The sequence below is a fragment of the Syntrophobacter fumaroxidans MPOB genome, from assembly GCF_000014965.1.
Classification (GTDB): domain Bacteria; phylum Desulfobacterota; class Syntrophobacteria; order Syntrophobacterales; family Syntrophobacteraceae; genus Syntrophobacter; species Syntrophobacter fumaroxidans.
Genome location: NC_008554.1, coordinates 803075 through 823881 on the forward strand (window position 1 = coordinate 803075; position 20807 = coordinate 823881).

Annotated in this window: 9 protein-coding genes and 1 tRNA gene; 6 read left to right on the forward strand and 4 right to left on the reverse strand. The window is 59.9% G+C overall.

What is annotated here, in order from left to right; translation table 11 throughout:
- Positions 1-364: 364 nt before the first annotated feature.
- Together SFUM_RS23450 and SFUM_RS21335 are read right to left on the reverse strand one after the other, a co-directional pair.
- Positions 365-2467 (reverse strand): ATP-binding protein, encoded by a 2103-nt coding sequence (locus tag SFUM_RS23450; protein ID WP_011697540.1) that lies wholly within the window; start codon positions 2465-2467, stop codon positions 365-367.
- Positions 2468-4151: 1684 nt separating this feature from the next.
- Positions 4152-7226, reverse strand: coding sequence for an InlB B-repeat-containing protein (locus SFUM_RS21335; RefSeq protein WP_011697542.1), 3075 nt, complete (start codon positions 7224-7226; stop codon positions 4152-4154).
- Between the two features lie 1491 nt (positions 7227-8717).
- Here SFUM_RS21335 and SFUM_RS23455 point away from each other — a divergent pair.
- Positions 8718-9143, forward strand: coding sequence for an Lcl C-terminal domain-containing protein (locus tag SFUM_RS23455; RefSeq protein WP_208597097.1), 426 nt, complete (start codon positions 8718-8720; stop codon positions 9141-9143).
- Positions 9144-9501: 358 nt separating this feature from the next.
- Here the strand turns inward: SFUM_RS23455 and SFUM_RS03455 are convergent, their stop codons facing one another.
- The gene (locus SFUM_RS03455) at positions 9502-12234 is read right to left on the reverse strand and encodes an MGH1-like glycoside hydrolase domain-containing protein (protein ID WP_011697545.1); all 2733 of its coding nucleotides are present in this window, start codon (positions 12232-12234) and stop codon (positions 9502-9504) included.
- 1217 nt (positions 12235-13451) lie between these two features.
- Here SFUM_RS03455 and SFUM_RS03465 point away from each other — a divergent pair.
- Positions 13452-15548 (forward strand): serine hydrolase domain-containing protein, encoded by a 2097-nt coding sequence (locus tag SFUM_RS03465; protein ID WP_167321310.1) that lies wholly within the window; start codon positions 13452-13454, stop codon positions 15546-15548.
- Between the two features lie 144 nt (positions 15549-15692).
- On the opposite strand, the gene SFUM_RS03470 is transcribed toward SFUM_RS03465, so the two are convergent.
- Positions 15693-15769: transfer RNA gene (locus SFUM_RS03470), tRNA-Trp, on the reverse strand.
- Positions 15770-16028: 259 nt separating this feature from the next.
- Here SFUM_RS03470 and SFUM_RS03475 point away from each other — a divergent pair.
- The 4 genes from SFUM_RS03475 to xerD all read left to right on the forward strand — a co-directional run bounded on the left by SFUM_RS03475 (position 16029) and on the right by xerD (position 20796).
- Positions 16029-16292, forward strand: coding sequence for a hypothetical protein (locus tag SFUM_RS03475; RefSeq protein ID WP_011697547.1), 264 nt, complete (start codon positions 16029-16031; stop codon positions 16290-16292).
- Positions 16293-16503: 211 nt separating this feature from the next.
- Complete coding sequence (locus SFUM_RS03480; protein WP_011697548.1) at positions 16504-17937, forward strand: acetyl-CoA carboxylase biotin carboxylase subunit; 1434 nt, start codon at positions 16504-16506, stop codon at positions 17935-17937.
- 129 nt (positions 17938-18066) lie between these two features.
- A complete protein-coding gene (locus tag SFUM_RS03485; RefSeq protein ID WP_011697549.1) occupies positions 18067-19728 on the forward strand; it encodes a hydroxymethylglutaryl-CoA lyase-like TIM-barrel protein in 1662 nt (553 codons plus the stop codon).
- A gap of 183 nt (positions 19729-19911) precedes the next feature.
- Positions 19912-20796 carry a site-specific tyrosine recombinase XerD gene (gene xerD, locus SFUM_RS03490; protein ID WP_011697550.1) on the forward strand — a complete coding sequence of 295 codons (885 nt, stop codon included), beginning with the start codon at positions 19912-19914 and terminating at the stop codon, positions 20794-20796.
- The last annotated feature ends 11 nt before the right edge of the window (positions 20797-20807 follow it).

Consider the following 20807-nt stretch of genomic DNA (forward strand, 5'->3'; position numbering starts at 1 on the left):
TCAACCAATCCGTCGCGTCGAGGCTCCAGTCCGGAGCCGCCTCTTTTACCAAATCGTTTCTCCTATCAGTATGCATAGTTGGAAAGTAATTGCGATTCGGTGCGGGTCAAGACCGAATGGATCGGCCCGTTCGCCCATGTCGGGTTCCGCGCCGAGGGTTCATAGAATTTTGCATGCAAGGCGGGTTCATCGGGCGGGCGGGGATAAAGCCCTCCTCTTGTATGTCTGAAGTGCACATCGGTGCGTGGCAACTGTGTTCTTCGTCAACTCTTGAATCGCGCGGCAAGGGCGGGATGCGCGGCAGCGCAGCCCACAGTCCCAAACCCCTTGCCCCTGCCGTCATAGCCAACATACAAGGGGAGGACTAAATGCCCTCCGGCCCAATGCATCCATCTTGAACGCAACCTGCTATTGCGGTCCTGCCGGCGGGGAGCGTGACGATGAAGGTTGCGCCGTTTCCCGGTGTGCTTCTGGCCGTGATCTCCCCGCCGTGGCTTTCGACGATCTTCTTACAGATCGCCAGCCCCATGCCGGTTCCTTCGAAGGCTTCGCGCCCGTGAAGCCTCTGGAACGGAGCGAAAATCCGTTCGAGGTCGGCCTCGTCGAAACCTATTCCGTTGTCTTCCACAAAGATGCGATACCAGCCGGGGGAGTCCGCGGGTTCGTCCGATGGCCCGTCCGCGAACCAATGGCTGCGGATTCCGATACGGGGGCTTCCCTCCGCCTGGAATTTGAGGGCGTTGCCGATCAGGTTCTGAAAGAGCTGGCACATCTGGTCGGCATCGGCCATGACCACGGGCAGGAATCCGACCTCCACCCGGCCTCCGGCTTGTTCGATGCAAAGCTCCAGGTCGCTGAGCACACTTCCGATCACGTCGCGCAGATCGGTCATTTCGTGCCGGCCGGACGTTGCGGTCACGCGCGAGAAAGTGAGCAGGGCATCGATCAGTCGTTGCATCCGCGCGGCCGCGTTCTGCATTCTCTCCAGGTAGTTGATCGCCGTGTCGGACAAAACGTCGGCGTATTTTGAACGCAGACGTTCTCCAAAGGTCTGAATCTTGCGCAGGGGTTCCTGCAGGTCGTGGGATGCGACGAAGGCAAAATCCTGAAGATTCCGATTGCTTTGCTCCAGGCGTTGAGTATGGAGCTGCAACTCCTTTTCCACCTGTTTGCGTTGAAGAATCCCCGCGATGACATTGGCCACCGCAAGGAGAAATTCTTCTTCACGCCGGTCGTGCGGGTGGCCGGCTTTCAAAGTGAGGTTCATGACGCCGAGGGTCTGGTCCGAAAAAAGGATCGGGACACAGTAGTGACCGTGCGGCCTGGCCGTTTCATGCGGGGAGCCGTTCGTGCCCTTGACGCACTCGAAATAGCGGAACGTTCCGTCCACCGCCGTCTGCCCGCAGAGGCATTTCCCGAACGGAACCTGCGCGCAGTTGGCCGTCACGCGGTCGGGAATTCCGATCCGGGCTTTCATGACGAGCGTTTGGCGATCTTCTCCGACGACAAAGATCGCGCCTTGCGGCTGAAAGCCGAGCGAGGGACTGGGACTGAACAACACCTTGTTCAGCGAATGCGCAAGGAATTCTTCCAGGGGGATATCCTGGAGGGACAGGCCGAGGATTGCTCCGATGACCTCCTGGGTATCGTATTTAAAGCGGAGCTCATCCCTGGTTTGGAACCTGTGAACGGCGTCCGCGATGAAGTGGGTGTTCGATTCGATGAGCTCCACCGCATGCGCGGCAACCCTCCAAGGTCTCCTGTCGGCGAGGAGGATCGCGCCCGCGACACGCTCTGCGTGTCGAATGGGGATCACGGCGACCGACGCGAATCCGGACCGGACACATTCGCTTATGAGTCGGGTGCTTACCCGATCGTCATCGGGTGCAGTCGTTGCGGCGGTGTCGGAACACAGAAAGGAGCCTTGTCGCGTCAGATACGGAAGGTCCTGCGATTTGTCTCTATCGACGATGTCCCGCGCGTATACGGGATGGTCGTGATCGAGCAGGAAGGGATTTTCGGATTCCGGGGATTTCTTCTTGAAACCGAGATAGGACGCGCATGGGCGGGCGGCGTCGTCGAAAAGCCTGATGCCCGCGCACCGGCACCCGCTCCAGGTGCGCAGGAGGAGCACTGCCCGATCCAGGTATTCCTGCAGGGATCCCGCTTCCGTCAGCAACTTGAGCAAGGAGTTGCCGGCCCGGGTCCGGTTTTCGATTCTCTTTCGATCCGCAATCGCCCGCTCGAGTCTCCTGTTGCTCGCCGCAAGCTCCCGCGTGCGTTTGCTGAGGAGTTGTTCGAGGTGCAGGCGGTATTGGGTCGATCCCGGTTCCTGCCTCACCGTCGCGGCTTTGTCCGCCTGGTTGGACGGCCGCTGCCGCAGAGCGTCTTCAAGTTGCAGGTTGCGCGTGCGCAGTTCGTTCAGCTCGGCGAGCAATTGGCTTCTCGTCTTGATATCTTCCTCCATGACACGACCCCCGCGGCTCTGCAGGCCCGGGACCGCGGCCTTCGAAACGACCGGATGGAAGAACGGGAACCGGTCGAGGCGCGGTAAGAGATTTTGAAGGCCGGACACGACGGTCTTGCCGGATGCGGCTTCCGGCAGTCATTCCCATGAACGTCCACGAGCGACGCGTTCAAAAACGCGAAACTCATATGCCCGTCGATGGTTGTGAGCGTATCGAACGATCCGCCCTGAACATCTCCCGGAGGCGGTCGGCGCCCGGAGGCATTTGCAGATGCGGATTTCCGGCTCCGCGGGAATGGCCGGTGCAGATGCCCCGGACGTCTTTGACTGTCGGTCGCGAGCGTCTTCATGGCTCCCGGAAGGGAACACACCGGAGAACACCGCCAAATCAGCGAACAACGGCTTTCGTTGCACCGGCGAAGCGCACCGCCGCCCTGCCGGCCGGGGAGAACGAAATCCACGACGTTGAATAATCACTGTATAGTTTGATCTAACATATGCCCTTGCCCTGCAAAGGCAAGTGGGGAAAAGGGTGTAAAAAGGGGGAGCGCCGGGTGTAGGGACGGTTCGAGGCAATGTAGTCACGGCGCCCCCGGCTCGGGAATTTTGAGTACCCAAGGGGGCATGGTATCATTCGTCCAATGGGTATTGTGGGGTTTGGATATCGGGAGAGCGCGCCGGGTTCATTGCGGGAACCGAATGAGTAATGTATTCTTCCGGTGAAACAGATTGTTTCAGAGATAAATGCACGGACTGTAGCCGCGATGAGGCAGGCTGCGTCGCCCGGTAGAGATTTTCATGAAACAAGGCGCTCTTCGATCATTCCGGGAATGGCGGGAAATACGGGCAACCCGCGCTCTGGTCGGGGGAAGTGATGGCGGGGCGGCTCACCGCAAGGAGGCGAGTGTGGCTGGCAGTTCGAAGCGATCCGCCGGCACGAAGGTTTTATGAGTCAGAATCCTTACCGACAACTGAACTGGTCGCCGCTGAGGGCAATACGGGAGTATTGCCTGTGGTGCTGTGCCGATCAAAGGAAGGAAGTCTCGTCCTGCGCGGCGGAAGGCTGTCCGTTGCACCCATTCCGGTTCGGGAGGATTCGAGGGGGCGACCCGGCCTGCCTGAAAGCCATACGGCGCAAATGCCTGGATTGCGTGACCGGTTCCCATTCCGAAATCGTGAAATGTGAATCCCGAGACTGCGTGCTGTGGCATTTCCGGCTCGGGACGTATCCGCCCTGCGCAACGTGACGACAACGACCTGCAAATACCGGGAACTGTGTCTCCCGGTGACGAGGGACGTATCCGCCCTGCGCAACGTGACGACAACGACCCGCCCCGGAGCCGCCCGGCGTCATGTGCAGCATCATGAATACCCAGGTACAGGCAACGTTGGGCAAGCCTCAAATCCGCGCCCGATGGCCACAATGTGATCCCGGCTTGCGCATCCGGAAAAGGAGTCGAGTGCGGGACTCTTCCCGGAGAAATCGCCCGGCCGGATCGACAAGCATCTTACCGGCCGCGGCGATTGTCGGCACAGGCAATATTGTCGCGCAGGCCCACCGGCCTCCGGGGATCGCCCGGAGGCCTCCATGAGAGAACGGAGTTCTCGTTCCCGCCGATATCGGCCATGGCCTCTGTTTCTGAGGTGCGGCCCGTCCCGGCGCCGGCAACGGGCCTTATCGCCCTCATTTGAACGTCGCCCGTATGGTGTGTGCGGAGGTGACATTCGTGAAGGTGTATTGTGTCACCGCACCCACCGAAACCCCGTCAACCAGTACTTTCGCGACTCGGCGGCCCTTCTTCGGAGTGATGGTGAAAAGACGGGAGTCCCCGTGCTGAACGCTCACCTGGCCTGAAGGAGAGATGGTTCCGCCTGTTCCCGCCGAGGCCGTTATGATGTAAGTGTTGACGGCAAAGGTCGCCGAGATGGTGTGGTTTGCGGTGACGTTGGCGAAGGTGTATGAGGTCGTCGCTCCCACCGACGTTCCGTCCACGAGCACGTCGGCCACATGGTAGCCGGTCGCCGGGGTTATGGTGAAGGTCTGGTCCGAGCCGTGGTTGACGCTGACGGCGCCCTGGGGGGCAATGGAGCCGTTTGCGCCCGCCGAGGCCGTGATGATGTAAGTGTTGACGGCAAAGGTCGCCGAGATGGTGTGGTTTGCGGTGACGTTGGTGAAGGTGTATGAGGTTGTCGCCCCCGCCGACGTTCCGTCCACGAGCACGTCGGCCACGTGGTAGCCCGCCGCCGGGGTTATGGTGAAGGTCTGGTCCGAGCCGTGGTTGACGCTGACGGCGCCCTGAGGGGCGATGGAGCCGTTTGCGCCCGCCGAGGCCGTGATGGTGTAAGTGTCTGCGGCGAAGGCCGCGGAGATGGTGTGGTTTGCGGTGACGTTGGTGAAGGTGTATGAGGTTGTCGCCCCCACCAACGTTCCGTCCACGAGCACGTCGGCCACGTGGTAGCCGGTCGCCGGGGTTATGGTGAAGGTCTGGTCCGAGCCGTGGTTGACGCTGACGGCGCCCTGGGGGGCAATGGAGCCGTTTGCGCCCGCCGAGGCCGTGATGATGTAGGTGTTGACGGCAAAGGTCGCCGAGATGGTGTGGTTTGCGGTGACGTTGGTGAAGGTGTATGAGGTTGTCGCCCCCGCCGACGTTCCGTCCACGAGCACATCGGCCACATGGTAGCCGGTCGCCGGGGTTATGGTGAAGGTCTGGTCTGAGCCGTGGTTGACGCTGACGGCGCCCTGAGGGGCGATGGAGCCGTTTGCGCCCGCCGAGGCCGTGATGGTGTAAGTGTCTGCGGCGAAGGCCGCGGAGATGGTGTGGTTTGCGGTCATATTGGTGAAGGTGTATGAGGTCGTCGCCCCCGCCGACGTTCCGTCCACGAGCACGTCCTCTACATGCCACCCGGAATCTGCAGTGATGGAGAACGTCCTGGCGCCGCCTTCCAGCGTATCAATTTGCCCTTCCGGCGAGATGGTTCCGTTGGGGCCTGCGGCAGCCGTGATTTTGTAGAAGCTGTCGTTGTACAGCAGCCCCTTTTTGTCCGTGAGCGCATAGAGCCTTGGGCCCGGCACCACGTACAGCCCGACGATATTGTTATGATAACCTCCGATCACCAGGGATCGGTCCCATGAAGATCCCGTGTACTGAAGAATCGTTCCGAAGTCGCCGCCGGCGAAGAGCTCTGAACCGGGCGTGCCCACGATGCACGCGGGGTTGATGCCGGGACTGCCGTAGCTCACGGTGTTCCATCCGAAGCCGTCGTAACGATAGAGCGCACCTCCTGAGGCCACAAAGACATTATCCGGAGAAGTGCCCCAGACACCGACAGGTTCAAAACTTCCGGCCAGCCCCGCATTCATTGACGTCCACGAGGAGCCGTCGTAATGCATTACGGTACCGTACTGTCCGACGGCGTAAACGTCGGATGAGGACAGTCCCCATACGCTGTAAAGCAGGTATGGGGTCGGGCTGGTGTACGACCAGGAGGAACCGTCGTAATGTCTGATCCCGTTGCCCACAGCGAAAATGTCGGAAGAAGAGGTGCCCCAGATTCCGTATACGTCACGGGAATAGTATTGCGGGAACATCTGCTGTGTCCACGATGACCCGTCAAACTTAAAGAGTGCTCCGGAGCGGCCTATCGCATAGACATCGGACGGGGAAGCGCCCCAGATGCCTTCCAGAAAAGGAGTTCCCAGCAGGCCGGCCCCGTTCATATTTCCCCACTGACTGCCGTCAAAATGCAGGATCAGGCCTATGGAGCCCACTGCGAAGACGTTCGAGGTGGAGGTTCCCCAAACTGCCTGAATCGTCCCGGAGCCAATCGAGGTCCAGGTCGCGCCGTTGCTCCACGTGGTGCCGTCGAAGCGGCGGACCGTTTCGTTAGGCCCCACTGCAATGACATTCGTGGGAGATGCTTCCCACAAACCGTAAAGATCCCGGGTGGTTCCACTCGCCATGGAGGTCCACCCGGAGCCGTCGAAATGCAGGATGGTCCCCATTGAGCCCGCTGCGAATATATCTGCGACCGACGTACCCATGATGTCCAGGAGATTCTGCGAGGTCCCGCTGTCCATAGGTTCCCATTCCGTGCCGTCGTAGTGCAGAATGGTGCCGGACAAGCCCGCGGCGAAGACATCCGCTGAAGATGCGCCCCAAAGGCTCCGCAGCTCGGACGAGACCCCGCTGGTCATGATTCCCCACGAAAAGCCGTCGTAGTGGAGGATTGTGCCCCCGGCGCCAACCGCGAACAGGTCCTGGGCGGATGTTCCCCAGATGCCGTAAAGCGAGACGGTGACGGGAACGGTCATTTGCGACCAGGAAAGACCATCGTAATGCAGGATCGTGCCGTTGGCGCCTCCGGCAAAGATGTCATCGGCGGACGTCCCCCAGATACAGTAAAGATGCTGCGAGATTCCGCCGACGACGGGACTCCAGGCGGAACCGTCGTAGTGCAGGATCGTGCCCGAATCGCCGACGGCATACAGGTCTGCTGAAGACACTCCCCAGATGCCGGACAGGTTCTGATGGGTTCCACTGAACATCGGGGTCCAACTGACGCCGTCATAGCGACTGATGGTCCCGTAAGTGCCGACTCCAACGATGTCCGACGCCGAGAAGCCCCAGACACCTCTGAGATCTCCGGTGGATTTGGTGGGAAATTCCCATTTCCATTCCGCGGGTGCGTTACTCGCTGAGAACAACATCCCCAAGATCAGACAGATCGCCAGAACGCTCTTTACCCACCGTGTCGACATGGATTGCCCCTTTGTTCTCGAGATGAATTTTGCGAAGCGCCGCGACATTTGCAGCTCAGCGCTTCAGGAATATGGATGCTCAGCTGCCGCCAATCGGCGGCAGCGCGTGATCGGGCCGAATGTTCGCGTTGGAGAAGGTTTCAGTTCCAAAAACTCTGTCGCTTCAAATGGTCAAAATCGAAAGCTACCCCCGGATACACCTCGATCAACCCGGGATCCGGGTCGATGGCGTCTTTCATCCATGCAACATGGTCATAATTCCATCGACATCATCCGGGATGTTGAACAGTCAATTCTTGGCAACAACGCATTTCCAATCTTTTCATACAGCGCCGCAGACTCGGGACACACTGCAACCTTTTGGGAAAAAATAAGCTTATTGTTCAGGATAGAATATATTGTTGAGGATTGAAAGAATGTCCATACATCATAGAGGTTAAAGATTTTTAATCATCATTCCAATCTGTGAGTTGATGGATGGATATTATCCGTCGGGCAATCCGGGCGAATCTTTAGGAAAGCGCCTGAAAACCGCTGAAGATGGCTTCAAAGAGGTGTCCTTGCGCACCTTTGTAAAGAGTATCGGAAAGCCGGATTTTTTGCACGGAATGCTAGAAGCTGCAGGCTTTCTTCGACGGGTATCATTCCTTGGAAAACACGACGTCCCCGTAAGGTTACAATGCACGGGTCGGGCAAAAAGAGATGCCGGCGCCTGGGAAAGTTCGGGGTTACGAACAGCGCATCGTCTTTTCTTCCTCCTGGTTGCGGTTCACCCCCGCAGACGCCGAGGGAATACCCTTCCATGTCCTCTCGGTAAAGCGCCCGGATGCCTGGACACAGGCGCGGGTTGGGAATTTCACGATAAAGGCCGCGTTTGGTCTGCCGCCGACGAGTCGCCGCGGGCCTCACTCCCGGCGATCCTCGCCGCTTGGAGCAGCGCAAAAGGGGAATCGAGGTCCGGCTCCGGAGTGGGTACGAAAATTCGAAGCGGCTCATCAGTAAAGAATTAAACAAAGCGTTTTCTCCTGATATATTGTTGTCAAAGACAAAACCGACCGAGAAATCTCCACGGAGGAAGCGGTCCGGCCGGAGAGGGCCTCCAGGTGGCCGCGTCCGCGGCGACAGCCGGGAGCAAGCGGCGAGGGCACACGTTCATTGGTGGGCCTTTCGGGGTTTTCACTTCGGATAAGCCTTGCAGAGGAGCATAAAATGAGAGCCATGATCACGGTAACTCTTTGCTTAGCCGGTATGCTGGGGTTTTGGGGAGCTGGAATTGCCGGAAGCCCGGATCAAAGTCAAATCGACGTCAACGATGAAGACGCGTTTTCCTGCACGGATTCTGCGGTGTCGGCAATCGAGGCGGCCGCTGCCCCTCCTGCTGCTGTTCCAAAGACGGGACAGAGGATAACTTATGGACCGAGAGACGACGGTCAGCTGCGGAAGGGAGTTGCCTGGCCGATACCCCGCTTTACCGACAAAGGGAACGGAACGGTGAGGGATAACCTGACAGGCCTGATCTGGCTGAAGGATGTGAACTGCAAGAAGTTCTATGCCGGCGATACGGGCACGAGCAACTCTCGAAGCTGGAACAGCGCCCTCGTCTCCGCAAACAGGTTGAAAAGTGGCTATTGCGGCCTCAGCGACGGCTCAGTTGCGGGCAATTGGCGCCTGCCCAATGTGAGGGAGTTGGAAAGCCTGACGGCCTACCGATTCTGGGATCCGGCTTTGTCGAACAGGGCTGGAACCGGGCATTGGAGCGAGGGAGATCCTTTCCTGGGCGTAACCTGGGCAAGAACTCCCTGGTCTTCAACCACTTGTGCAGCCAATTCGAACACTGCCTGGATCTACGACTTCAGCTTCGGCTATCCGGCCGGCGCTTCAAAAACCGGTTCGTGGGGGGTGTGGCCGGTTCGATGAATACAAGCTGAAATCATCTGCACATTTCGATGCCCCTGTTTGTGGTACCATGCTCGAAGCTGGACTTCGATTCGCCTTTGTGGTGATCTCAGCCGCAACAGGTGCATCAGACGATTCAAATCGCAACCCGTCAGAGGCAGCCGGAAGCGGCGTCGGGCATCGGGCCCCCGCGCTCCATCCCGATCGTTAACAGGGTCTCCCGGTGCCCGAGAGGGAATTCCACATGCACAACGCTTCGAGCAAGACCCGCTGGAAAGCAAGCGAGCCGTAGTCCATCCATTCGTCCGGGCGCCGGACTTGGCGGGATCCCGGCGCGCAGTTCCGGTGCGCAATTCCACTCCCTGCCCGCTCCCGGACGTCAGGAGCCCTTGCGAAACGCGGCCTCCTTACCCGCCTCGAGAGCCTTTTGGGGCTCGATGAGACCGTAGAGCTGGATAAATTTGGCCACGAGCCCGGTCCAGCCGGTCTGGTGGCTTGCTCCAAGCCCCGCACCGTTATCACCGTGGAAGTACTCGTAGAAGTGAATGTGATCGCGCCAGAGGGGGTCGCTCTGAAACTTCTGCGTCCCGCCATAGACAGGCCGTCGGCCGGATTCGTCGCGGGTGAAGATTCGAGTGAGCCGGTCGGCGATCTCCTTGCTCACTTCGAAGAGGTTCATCATCTTGCCGGACCCCGTGGGGCATTCAATTTTGAAGTTATCGCCGTAATAAAGGTAGAAACTCAGAAGCGCCCGGATGATGAGCGCGTTCACCGGCATCCAGATCGGCCCCCGCCAGTTGGAGTTGCCGCCGAACATACCGGTGTTCGACTCGGCCGGCAGGTAGTCCACCCGATGTTCCTGGCCGTGCACGTGGAAGATGTACGGGTGCCGGTCGTGGAACTTGGAGAGCGAGCGGATGCCGTAGGGGCTCAGGAACTCGTCCTCGTCAAGCATCCTGGTGAGGATGCGCTGGAGCCGTTCCGGGTTGACCAGAGCGATGATCCCCCGCTCCGCCACGCCGAAATGACCCGGCCCCGTGGGGTGAATCGGCTCCATAAGCTCCGGCATGCGGCGCAGACGCTCATGCAATTGTCCCATCGCCCGCGGAATGCGTTCCCTCTGCCATTTGTCGACGACCGTGGTGGCGCAAAGGGGCAAGAGACCCACCATCGAACGCACCTTGAGCCTCTGGGCGCTGCCGTCGGGAAGTCTCAGAATGTCGTAGTAAAAGCCGTCTTCCTCGTCCCACATGCCCTCCTGACCGGGACGGTTCATGGCGCCGGCGATATAGTAGAAGTGCTCTATGAATTTTACGACCATGTCCTCGTAGGCGCGGTCGTGAGTGGCGAGCTCCACGGCGAGCTCCGCCATGTTCTGAGTGAAAAGGGCCATCCACGCCGTTCCGTCCGCCTGCTCGAGGTGGCCTCCCGTCGGAAGCGGGGCGCTGCGGTCGAAGACGCCGATGTTGTCGAGCCCCAGGAAGCCTCCGTCGAAGACGTTCTTGCCGAAGCGGTCCTTTCGGTTCACCCACCAGGTGAAGTTCAGCAAGAGTTTGTTGAAGGCGGTCTTGAGAAAGTCCAGGTCGACTGTGCCGCGCAGGGCCTGCTCGGTGCGGTGCAGGAAAAGTGTCGCCCAGGCGTGGACCGGGGGATTCACGTCGCTGAAGTTCCACTCGTAGGCGGGGATCTGGCCGCTGGGATGCAGGTAGACTCCACGGAGCATCAGCTCCATCTGCTCCTTGGCGAAGTCGGGATCGGCGATGGCGATGGGCAGCGTGTGAAAGGCGAGGTCCCAGGCGGCGTACCAGGGGTACTCCCACTTGTCGGGCATCGAGATGATGTCCTCGTTCATCATGTGGAACCACTCCCGGTTCCGGAACTCCCGGCTCCCCGTATGGAGCGGGTTGGCGCGGTGTTCGTCCAGCCATTGGTCACCGTCGAAGAAATAGAACTGCTTGCTCCACATCATGCCGGCGATGGCTTGGCGCATGACGTTGGCCGCGTCCGGGGAGACCGAAGGCGGGGTCACCGACCGGTAGAACTCGTCCGCCTCCCGGATGCGGGCCGTCATAGTCTCGTCAAAGTCCGGCCCGAACGGGGATGCGGAGGCTTTTGTTTTCCGGCCTTTTCCGGCAGGGGGCCCTCCGACGAGCCGCAGCCGCACCCTCGCCGATTGGCCGGGGCCTAAGGTGAGCCGGTAGTGGGCGGCCAATTTCGTTCCCGCCTTCTCGGGGTTCACCGCGCCCTGCTGACCCAGCACCACGCAGTTGTTTATGCCGTCTTTCACGTACGGGCCGGCGTTTGGGTAATCGGGGAAGAGCCGCTCATTGTTCGTTTCGTTTTCGGTGAAGAGCAGCGGCACATCTCCCTGGCAGTACAGGGTGTATTCGCCTCCGAGCGGATGTGCGCCAACAGCCGCCATCACGCCCGGTGACCCGTCTATTTGCCGGAGCCGCGGTTTCTCCGACGGCCTTGAAATCCACGAAGCCCAGTCGTTGCGGAACCACAGGGTCGGCAAGAGGTGCAGTTGGGCCTCTTCCGGTCCTCGGTTTACAGCGGTAATTTGCACCAGGATGTCTTCAGTGCCCTTTTTGGCGTATTCAACGAAAACGTCGAAATAGCGGTCGCCGTCGAAGACACCGGTGTCGAGGAGCTCGTATTCCATCTCGTCCCGGGTGCGCCGGCCGTTCGTCTCCACCAGGTCCTCGTAGGGGAATGCGGCCTGGGGGTACTTGTAAAGAAACTTCATGTAGGAGTGGGTCGGCGTGCTGTCGAGGTAGAAGTAATACTCCTTGACGTCCTCGCCGTGGTTGCCCTCGCTGTTGGTCAAGCCGAAGAGGCGTTCCTTGAGAATGGGGTCCCTGCCGTTCCAAAGGGCCAGGGCAAAGCAGAACCGCTGCTTGTTGTCGGAAAGGCCGGCGATGCCGTCCTCACCCCAGCGGTAGGTCCGCGAGCGCGCCTGGTCGTGCGTGAAATAGTTCCAGGCGTCGCCATTTTCGCTGTAATCCTCGCGGACCGTCCCCCACTGCCGCTCGCTGAGATACGGCCCCCACTTCTTCCAGTCCGCCTTTCCTGCGCGGGATTCCTCCAGCCGTATGGATTCTGCGGTCATGTGCTCCCTCCCGATTCTCATATTCCAGGTTGGATGTGTTCCTCACAAAACCATTTCCCGAAAGCCCCCGGGAGTGAGCAGGCAGGTCGTCCCTTAAGAGAACAGGGGCTGCGTTGGGCTTCTCTGCCTGCCACGGCAGGTTTTCAACGGTCTTTCCCCTCGCTGCGAGGGATACCGGTGGTACAATCGCATGCGAATCGCATCGTCGCAGGTTAGCGGCGAAACTCCGCCGGGAATACGGAATCCGTATCGAAAGTGCTGATTGCTCCCGGAGCATGGCCAAATCGTCTGCATGAGATCATCTTGACCTGACCGAGTGCCGGTTGCCGTCACTGGTGAACAGAGGACCTGCGCCGCGTTGGGAGGAGAAGGCGAGATGAACGTCCGAAAGAGCTCATGGAGTATCTCAATGATGAGTTCTCTACTCAAAGAAGTCAAGCATAGTCCGTTGCTGTGCCTTTTCCCTTTCGTGCAAGCGGTGTTTGCCGTTCGGAAGCTCTATCGCAGGATTGTGTCGGGGAAGGACGGGGCCGTGCGCATCACGTCTTATACGAAGTTACCTAGAAAACAGACTCCCTCGGGAGTCTGTTTTCATGCTTCGCGGGTGTCGCAGGGGGCATGGATAATTGCGTTCAAGATGGATCTTTCAAGCACAAAAGAGCGGGGGAATGATTCCCCCGCACCCCCCAAGTTTCGGCCACACGCGCAAGCGCGTGAGGCCGAGTGCTCGGCGCTGTCGGCGACTGGCCGAAGGCCGCCGCCGCAGCGCCACACGGAGCCGCGAAGCGGCGAGGGGGTGTGGGGGATACGTCCCCCACGCTTTTAGAGTATCATCTCTTATGAACGCAGATCCGTATTACCTGACAGATGCTTTCCGCTCTCCGGATCCATAACTCAACCACACGCCGGGAACTTCCCCGCCTTTGGGGGAATCTTCACAGATCGGAGCTCCCTGGGGTTTACTGCCCATACTTAACCCTCTATGGCCGTGCAGAAGAAGGAACGGAATGGAAATCGTCGGAACTTTCATGGTATTTAAGGTGAGCGAGAAATACTAAGTGTCCCCCGGCGAAGACGGCGGCTTTGCGATTGCTGCCCGCTCAAAGGGGGCTACCCGCAATCCTTTATGGTCAAAACCTCAAAACCCGTTTGAGGGGTGAAGCTCATTGCGGCAGCGTACCCCGGCACCCGACTCGGTACCCTCAGAGGAGACGACCGTGGCGAGCCCCAAAATTACCGGCACTGACCGGCACCTACACTTACGGCCCCGTCGCAGTTGCGATAACGGCGATCTGCCGCTCGCGTATGCTGCCACTATCGCCGCTTCCGGCGCCGAGATCGTGAAGGAACTGGCCGGGAGTGAGAGCAAGACGACAGCCGTCTCCGTCGCCCTCGTCGATCACGAGCGCCTCCTCTGGGCGGAGGCGTTCGGCTCCATCGACCGGGCCCACGGTGCAGCGCCTACCACGGAAACCCTCTTCTGCATCGCTTCCTGCAGCAAGGTGATCGCCGCGGTTGCCGCGATGATCCTGGTCGATCGAGGGATGGTGGAACTCGATGCCCCGCTGGTCCGCTACGTGACCGATTTCCGCATGGCCGACGACGAACCGTGGCGTGACATCACCGTGCGCATGCTGCTCAACCACTCGTCCGGACTCCCCGGCATCCATTTCCCAAACGTTCTCACCGTTGTGCCGTTCCATGGTTACGCCGCCCAGGTTCGGGACATGCTGGCCACCGAACGCCTCAAGCACGCGCCGGGCGAGATGGCGGTGTACGGCAACGACGGCTTTATGCTGGTCGAATGCCTGGTCACCGCAGTCACCGGTCAGCCATACACCGAGTTCGTCGAGCAGGAAATCCTGAAACCGCTGGGGATGAATCACAGTCGCTTCGCCCTGGAACCCTTTGCCCCCGGCAGCTTTGCCCCCGGGCTGGATGAAGCGGGGCGGCCCGAGCCGCAGGAATACACCAACATCTATTCCAGCGGCCTCTTCTCGACGCCGAGCGATCTGGGAAACCTGGCGATGATGTTCCTCAATGGCGGCCGGCGGGGGGGCCGGCGCATTCTCTCCGCAGCAGCCGTGGCCGAGATGGGTCGGGACCAGACCGTGAACCTGGCGTTCAACCCGGTCACGGATCATCACGTCCACTTTGGCCTCGGCTGGGACGGCATACTTCAGGGGGGGCTGGCGGCCGCGGGGGTGACGGGGTGGCACAAGGCGGGCGACGCCGATCATTATCACAGCTATTTCATCGTCGCCCCCGACGAGCGCCTCGCGGTCGTGGTCATGGTCACCAACAGCATGGGGATAGGGAGCATCGCCACTCCCCTGGCCGAGCGGGTTCTGCTCCACGCGCTGGCCGAGCGGGGGCGCATCGCCCGGTTGCCGGTGCCGCCGGAACCCGCCACTCTCCCGGCCATCCCGGCCGGTGACGGGGAACCGGCTGCCTTCACCGGCATCTACGCCGGCAGCTACGGCCTGTATCGGCTGGATGTCGGTGCCGATCGCACCCTGACCCTCTCGAGCTTCGTCAACGATCGTTGGCACCCCGCTCCTGAAGGACTCAGGCTTCGTCAGGATGGTCGCTTCGTGGCCGACAGCTGTCCCGAGAGGGCATACCGCGGATTTGTGGCAGCCGGCCGCCGTTATCTGGCCGTGCGTGCCCCGTTCGGGATGGGGCACTACGATATGGAACTCCCCGTCGGCCATGAACTCCTCCCCGGCCAGCCCCTGTCGGCCCGGTGGCAGGCGCGCGTCGGCAGGCGGTGGCTGACGGCCAATGAACCTTGCAGCGCCTTTCTGGCTCTGGGGCGGCAGCCTCCCCTGATTTGCCTGGGAGAGGTCCAGGGTCTTGAAGGGTACCTCGCCGTATCGCTCCGTTCAGCGGGACTTGACCTGGCACAGGTCGTCGATCCGAGGGATAGTGATCATGTCGCCCGTATGTGTCTCAAGATTCCCATCGACAACGGGTGGGGGCTCAGTGATCTGGTGATCGAGGCGAGGGAGGGAGAGGAATGGATTCTCTGGTGCGGCACCCGGTACCGCCCGCTGGAGACCGTCCCCGCTCCGGAGTCGGGGCGCGGCACGGTGACGATCGGCCCCGAAGGGCTGGGCGAGTGGTTCCGGTGCCCGGCGGCTTCAGCTCTGACCCTGGCCGGCGCGTGCTCGTGGTATCTATATAATGCGGAATTCGATCTCAAGGACTGGGGCATGGGGGAGAAGACCATTGTCGGTTCGGTCGACGATGGTTCCTACCTGCTCCTGTACGGCGCGCCGGGAACGACCGTCACGCTGACGCTGCAACCTTGAGAGTTCAGGGGGAAAGGCTGAATCTCCAAGCATATTTCTGCTGGAAACCTGGGACTGACGGTGCACGCGGCGGTTCAAAACCCGACCGTGCGCTCAAACAAAAACGGGTCACGGCATCTCGGCCGCAACCCCTTCGTATTTGCTTGGCAGGCCAGGAGGGATTCGAACCCCCAGCCCTCGGATTTGGAGTCCGATGCTCTAACCGTTAGAGCTACTGGCCTGCGAAGCGAAAAATTATATAAAGGTTTCCCGGGGCGAAGTAAAGAAAAATCTTGGACACGCGCCGAAAGCCGTGGTAGAAGGAAAACAGCGGTGCAGGCCGGGATTGATTGTGCACGTTTTCACATTCTCAGTTCGAGCTATTTTTCGCAAACATCTTGCCAAACTTCGTCGCTCTGCTTAGGTTCAACTTGAATTCACCGCGGACGCAGAATTTTCTTTCCAATTGTCTATTATCACTCTCAAAAGGGGGGGGGCGAAATGAAGATCAAATACTGCAAGAAATATGAAAAGTATGTGAGCCAACAGCATTGTGAATTCTTTAACAACGGTCTTGACTGCGAATTCTATAACCATGCCTACTGGAACAGCATCAAGGACCTTTCGGAAGACGAGAATCGCCCGAAGTGGGAAGTTAATGCTGTGATCAAGCCATACCACTGCAATCTGCTGGATCGCGAGTATCTCAACGAACGAAACCGCAGGCGTCGCCTCTACAGAAAATCTTCCGGCATACAGATCTGAACGCGCTTCCCCGTTGCTCAGACTTCATCGGCGATTGACCTCGCATTCGAGTTTGCTGACGATACCTCGGCATTGATGTTGTCGCCCGACCTGTGTTATTTAGACTGTCCACGATAGAGTCGTCCGTTTTCAAGGGGTCGTGTTTTGTGCCTTTCCTGTTTCGTGGAGCAGGAGGAAGAGTGTCCTGCTGCACACAAGCGAGCTTACACGTATGTTCAAGAAACTTCTGGTGGCCAACCGGGGCGAAATTGCCATTCGTATCATACGTTCCGCCCAGGAACTCGGAATCAAGACCGTTGCCGTCTACGAGGAGACGGACAAGACGGCGATGCACATCATGCGCGCCGACGAAGCCGTCTGTCTCGGATCGGGACCGCGCAAGGACTACCTGAACATCGACCGGATCGTCCAGGCCGCTCTGAGCACGGGTGCGGAAGCGATCCATCCGGGATACGGCTTTCTGGCGGAAAACCCGATGTTCTCGAAAAAATGCACCGACGCGGGCCTGGTCTTTGTCGGGCCTCCCCCCCAGGTCATCATCGATATGGGCAACAAGGTGGTTGCGCGCAGGATCATGAAGAATGCCGGGATCCCGGTCATCCCGGGGACCGATATCCTGGAGGAGGGTGAGCTGGGGGAGCAGGACGCCGTGGATTTCGCGGAGGAATACGGCTTCCCCATTATGGTGAAAGCGGTGGCAGGCGGTGGAGGACGCGGCATTCGGGTCGCGACGAACGTGGGCGAGCTGATCAAGGGCCTGAAGATGGCGCGTTCCGAAGCCCGGATGGCGTTCGGCAACGATGACATCTACCTGGAGAAGGGATTGGGCAATCCAAGGCACGTGGAAGTCCAGATCGTCGCCGACCGGTTTGGAGACGTGATTCACCTCGGCACGAGGAACTGCTCGATTCAAAGACGGCACCAGAAGATGATCGAAATCGCCCCCGCCTCGCTTCCCGCCGACTTGTCGGAAAACGTCTGCCGGACCGCCGTCAAGGCGGCCAAGGCGTGCAATTACGTGAACGCGGGCACGGTGGAGTTTCTGCTGGATGAGGCCGACAATTACTACTTCCTCGAAGTGAATACGCGCATCCAGGTCGAGCACACCATCACCGAAATGATCACCGGGATCGACATCGTGCGCAAGCAGATCCGGATTGCCGCCGGCGAGCCGATTTCCATCACTCAGAAGGACGTCACTTTTCGCGGGGTCGCCATCGAGCTTCGGATCAATGCGGAAGACCCGAAGAACAACTTCATGGCAAGCCCCGGCGTGATTCAGATCTACCAGTCGCCGGGAGGCCACGGGACACGCCTGGACGGTGCGGTTTACCAGGGCTACGAGATTCCCCGGTACTACGATTCGATGCTGGTCAAGCTCACCGTCTACGGATTCACGTGGCGGGAGGCGGTGGACCGCCTGGACCGGACCCTGAAAAGTTTTGCCATCGCCGGCGTGAAGACCACGATCCCCTACTACAAGCAGATTGTGAAAGACCCGGATTTCATCGAGCAGCGGTTCGACACGTCCTATATCGAGACGCACCCTCATCTTCTGGACTACCAGGACGAGGTTCCCGAGTTGGAGAAGCTGGCAAGCCTCGTTGCTGAGATCAATGCCCGCGGGTATAATCCTTATGCCTAGGGCTGAGACCGTTCCCGGCCGCCCCACGGTGCACGGATTCGGGCCGCATCGAGGCGGCGGTCCGGCTGAGGACGTGAAGAACGGCGGCCACCCGCGGATATCGGCCGAACCCTGAAGGAGAACGATTCAATGGCTGAGAACGGACGACCCATCATTCCCGGAATGTCGAGCCGGGAAATCCTGGAATGCCTCCGGAAGACGCCCGGATATTTCATGACGAATAACGAAAGGGACGTTTCCCAGTCGGATTTCAAGGCGCGCATCATGCCGGCCACGACGCTCCGGGTGGCGCCGTATCGTGATGAGACGGGCTACTTCGCTTTCGAGATCACCGGGGGGGCCACGGTGCACGTGGACCTGATGCGCAAGCAGATCAATCCCGTCGAGAAGCTTCGACTGGTCCGAAAGGCCATGCCCAACACGCTCCTGCAGGCGGTGTGCAGGGGGAGAAACCTGTTCGGCTACCGGCCTTATCCGGACAATGTCGTGCGCATGACCGTGAGGCTGTTCTCCGAGTATATCGACGTCTGGCGCCTCTACGACTTCCTCAATCATATTCCGAACCTGATGGTGGCGGCCGAAGAGGTGAAAAAGGCGGGCAAGCTTCTCATGCCCTGCATCTGCTTCAGCACCGGGCCGGAACACACCGATGCGTTCTATGCGGGGAAGGTCGCCGAAATCCTTTCCGCGATGGGTGAGGACATCATTTTGTGCATCAAGAATCACTCCTCGCTGGGATCCGCGTTGCGAATCGGCGAACTGGTCAAAGCGATCCGCAGGGAATTCCCGAACCTGCTTCTGGCCTACCATGGCCACAATACCGACGGCAACGATCTTGCCCGAATGGTCGCGGCGGTTCAGGAAGGGGTGAAAATCGTCGAGGTCTCCGACCACGGATTCGGGGGGATTTACAGTCAGGCTCCGGCATTGAGCTTCATTCAGACCTTGCACGACTATGGCTGTTCGGCGCCGGGTTTGAACATTCAGCCGCTCCTGGAAACATCCGATATTTTGCGGCGCGAACGCCGTCTTTACGACAAGTACGAAGGCCATTATCACGGGTTCGATCCGACGGTGAAGCAGCACAAGCTGCCCGGCGGGGCGGCGAGTATCGCGTTCGAGCAGGCGGAAAAGGCGGGCCTCATGGACCGCACTCAGGAGATCTTCAGCGAGCTCAGCGAAGTCAATCGCGAGTTGGGCAACATATGGATGGTGACACCCGGCAGCCAGATCCTCTGGGCAACCGCCATGAACAATATCCTGCACGGCCGTTACGAAAAGCCTTCCGACGATTTGAAAAGACTGCTCCTGGGCCGGTATGGGCCGTTTCCATTTTACGATCCGCATGAATGGATCTATCAGAAGGTGCTGGAATCCGGGCGAACGGACGGCAAGAGATGGGATGAGATTCTTTCGACGGAGGCGGGCGTCCAGCATCTTGCGGATGAAGACCTGGAAGAGAGGCGGCGTCAGCTCGCGTTGAAGCTGAAACGGCCGGTGACGGAAGAGGAGTTGTGCCTGGCCCTTCAGTTTCCCAGGGATGCGGTGGAATATTTCCTTTTCGAGGAGCGGTTCGGGAAAACGTGGATGCTGCCCCCCGAGGTGTGGTTCAACCGGGGCGGATTCGCGGACGGGACTCGGATTACGTTCGCCGATTACGACGGAAAGACGCATCACATTGACATCGTGTCGACCCGCAAGTCGGCTGGGATGGTTCACACGGCGCTGCTTCTGGATTATCATTTCCAGACCTATACGACGGCCGTGAGTTCCAAGGAGCCGGCCGTTTGATGCCGGGCTTCCGGGCCCCGGTGCCCGGCGTGGGAGGCGGCGTGCGGCAGGGAGCGGCGTGCGGCGACTGGGGACGGATGCGTTCCGATGGGCTCTGCCCGCATCGCCCGGTCATTCATCCGGATGAGCAAGGCACGGCTTGCCGTGCCTTTTGTGTATGGAGAGGGCGGCGAAGGTGGGTCGATGGACCGGTGGCTTGATCTGTTCCTGAACCATATCACGGTGGAAAAAGGGTTGAGCCCGAACACGGTTGCCGGGTACGGCGGGGATCTGCAGGAGATGCTCGGCTACTTCGGGAAGCACGGTGTGTCGAGCTGGGAGGCGGTATCCCGGGAGGACATCGTGAGTTACCTGGAATCCGTTTCGGGCAGGCTTTCCCACCGATCCAAGGCGCGACGCCTGGCCGCCCTGCGCGCATTCTTCAAGTATCTCGAGCGAACCGGGAAAATGTCCGGGAGCCCTGCCGCGCTCGTTCGTTTTCCGAAGTTCAATCCGGGTCTGCCGAAGACCCTCACGGGCAGGGAAGTCGATGCGCTTCTGGCCGCGCCGGCCGCGGGCACTCCGCTCGGACAGAGAGACCGGGCCATGCTCGAGCTGCTCTACGCAACGGGGCTGAGGGTCAGCGAGCTCGCGGACCTGCAACTCGATCAAGTCCACCTCGAAGCCGGGTATCTCGTGGCCCGGGGCAAAGGGGACAAGGAAAGGCCGGTCCCCATGGGAGAACCGGCCGGCGAGGCGCTTCAAATCTATCTCCGCGACGGACGGCGACGGCTCTTGAAGGACGGCCGAAGCCGGGAGGTTTTCCTCAACCGCCGCGCCGTGAAGCTCACGCGGCAGGGCATTTGGAAAATCATCAAGCAGTATGCGCTCAAGTCGGGAATCCGGCAGAACCTGACTCCCCACGTGCTCCGTCACTCCTTCGCGACGCATCTGCTCGAGAACGGAGCCGATCTTCGGTCGTTGCAGGCAATGCTGGGGCACGCCGATATCTCGACGACGCAGATATACACTCATGTGGCGAAAAAACGGTTGAAGGAAGTTCACCTGAAATTTCACCCGCGACCGTAGCAGGAATCCGC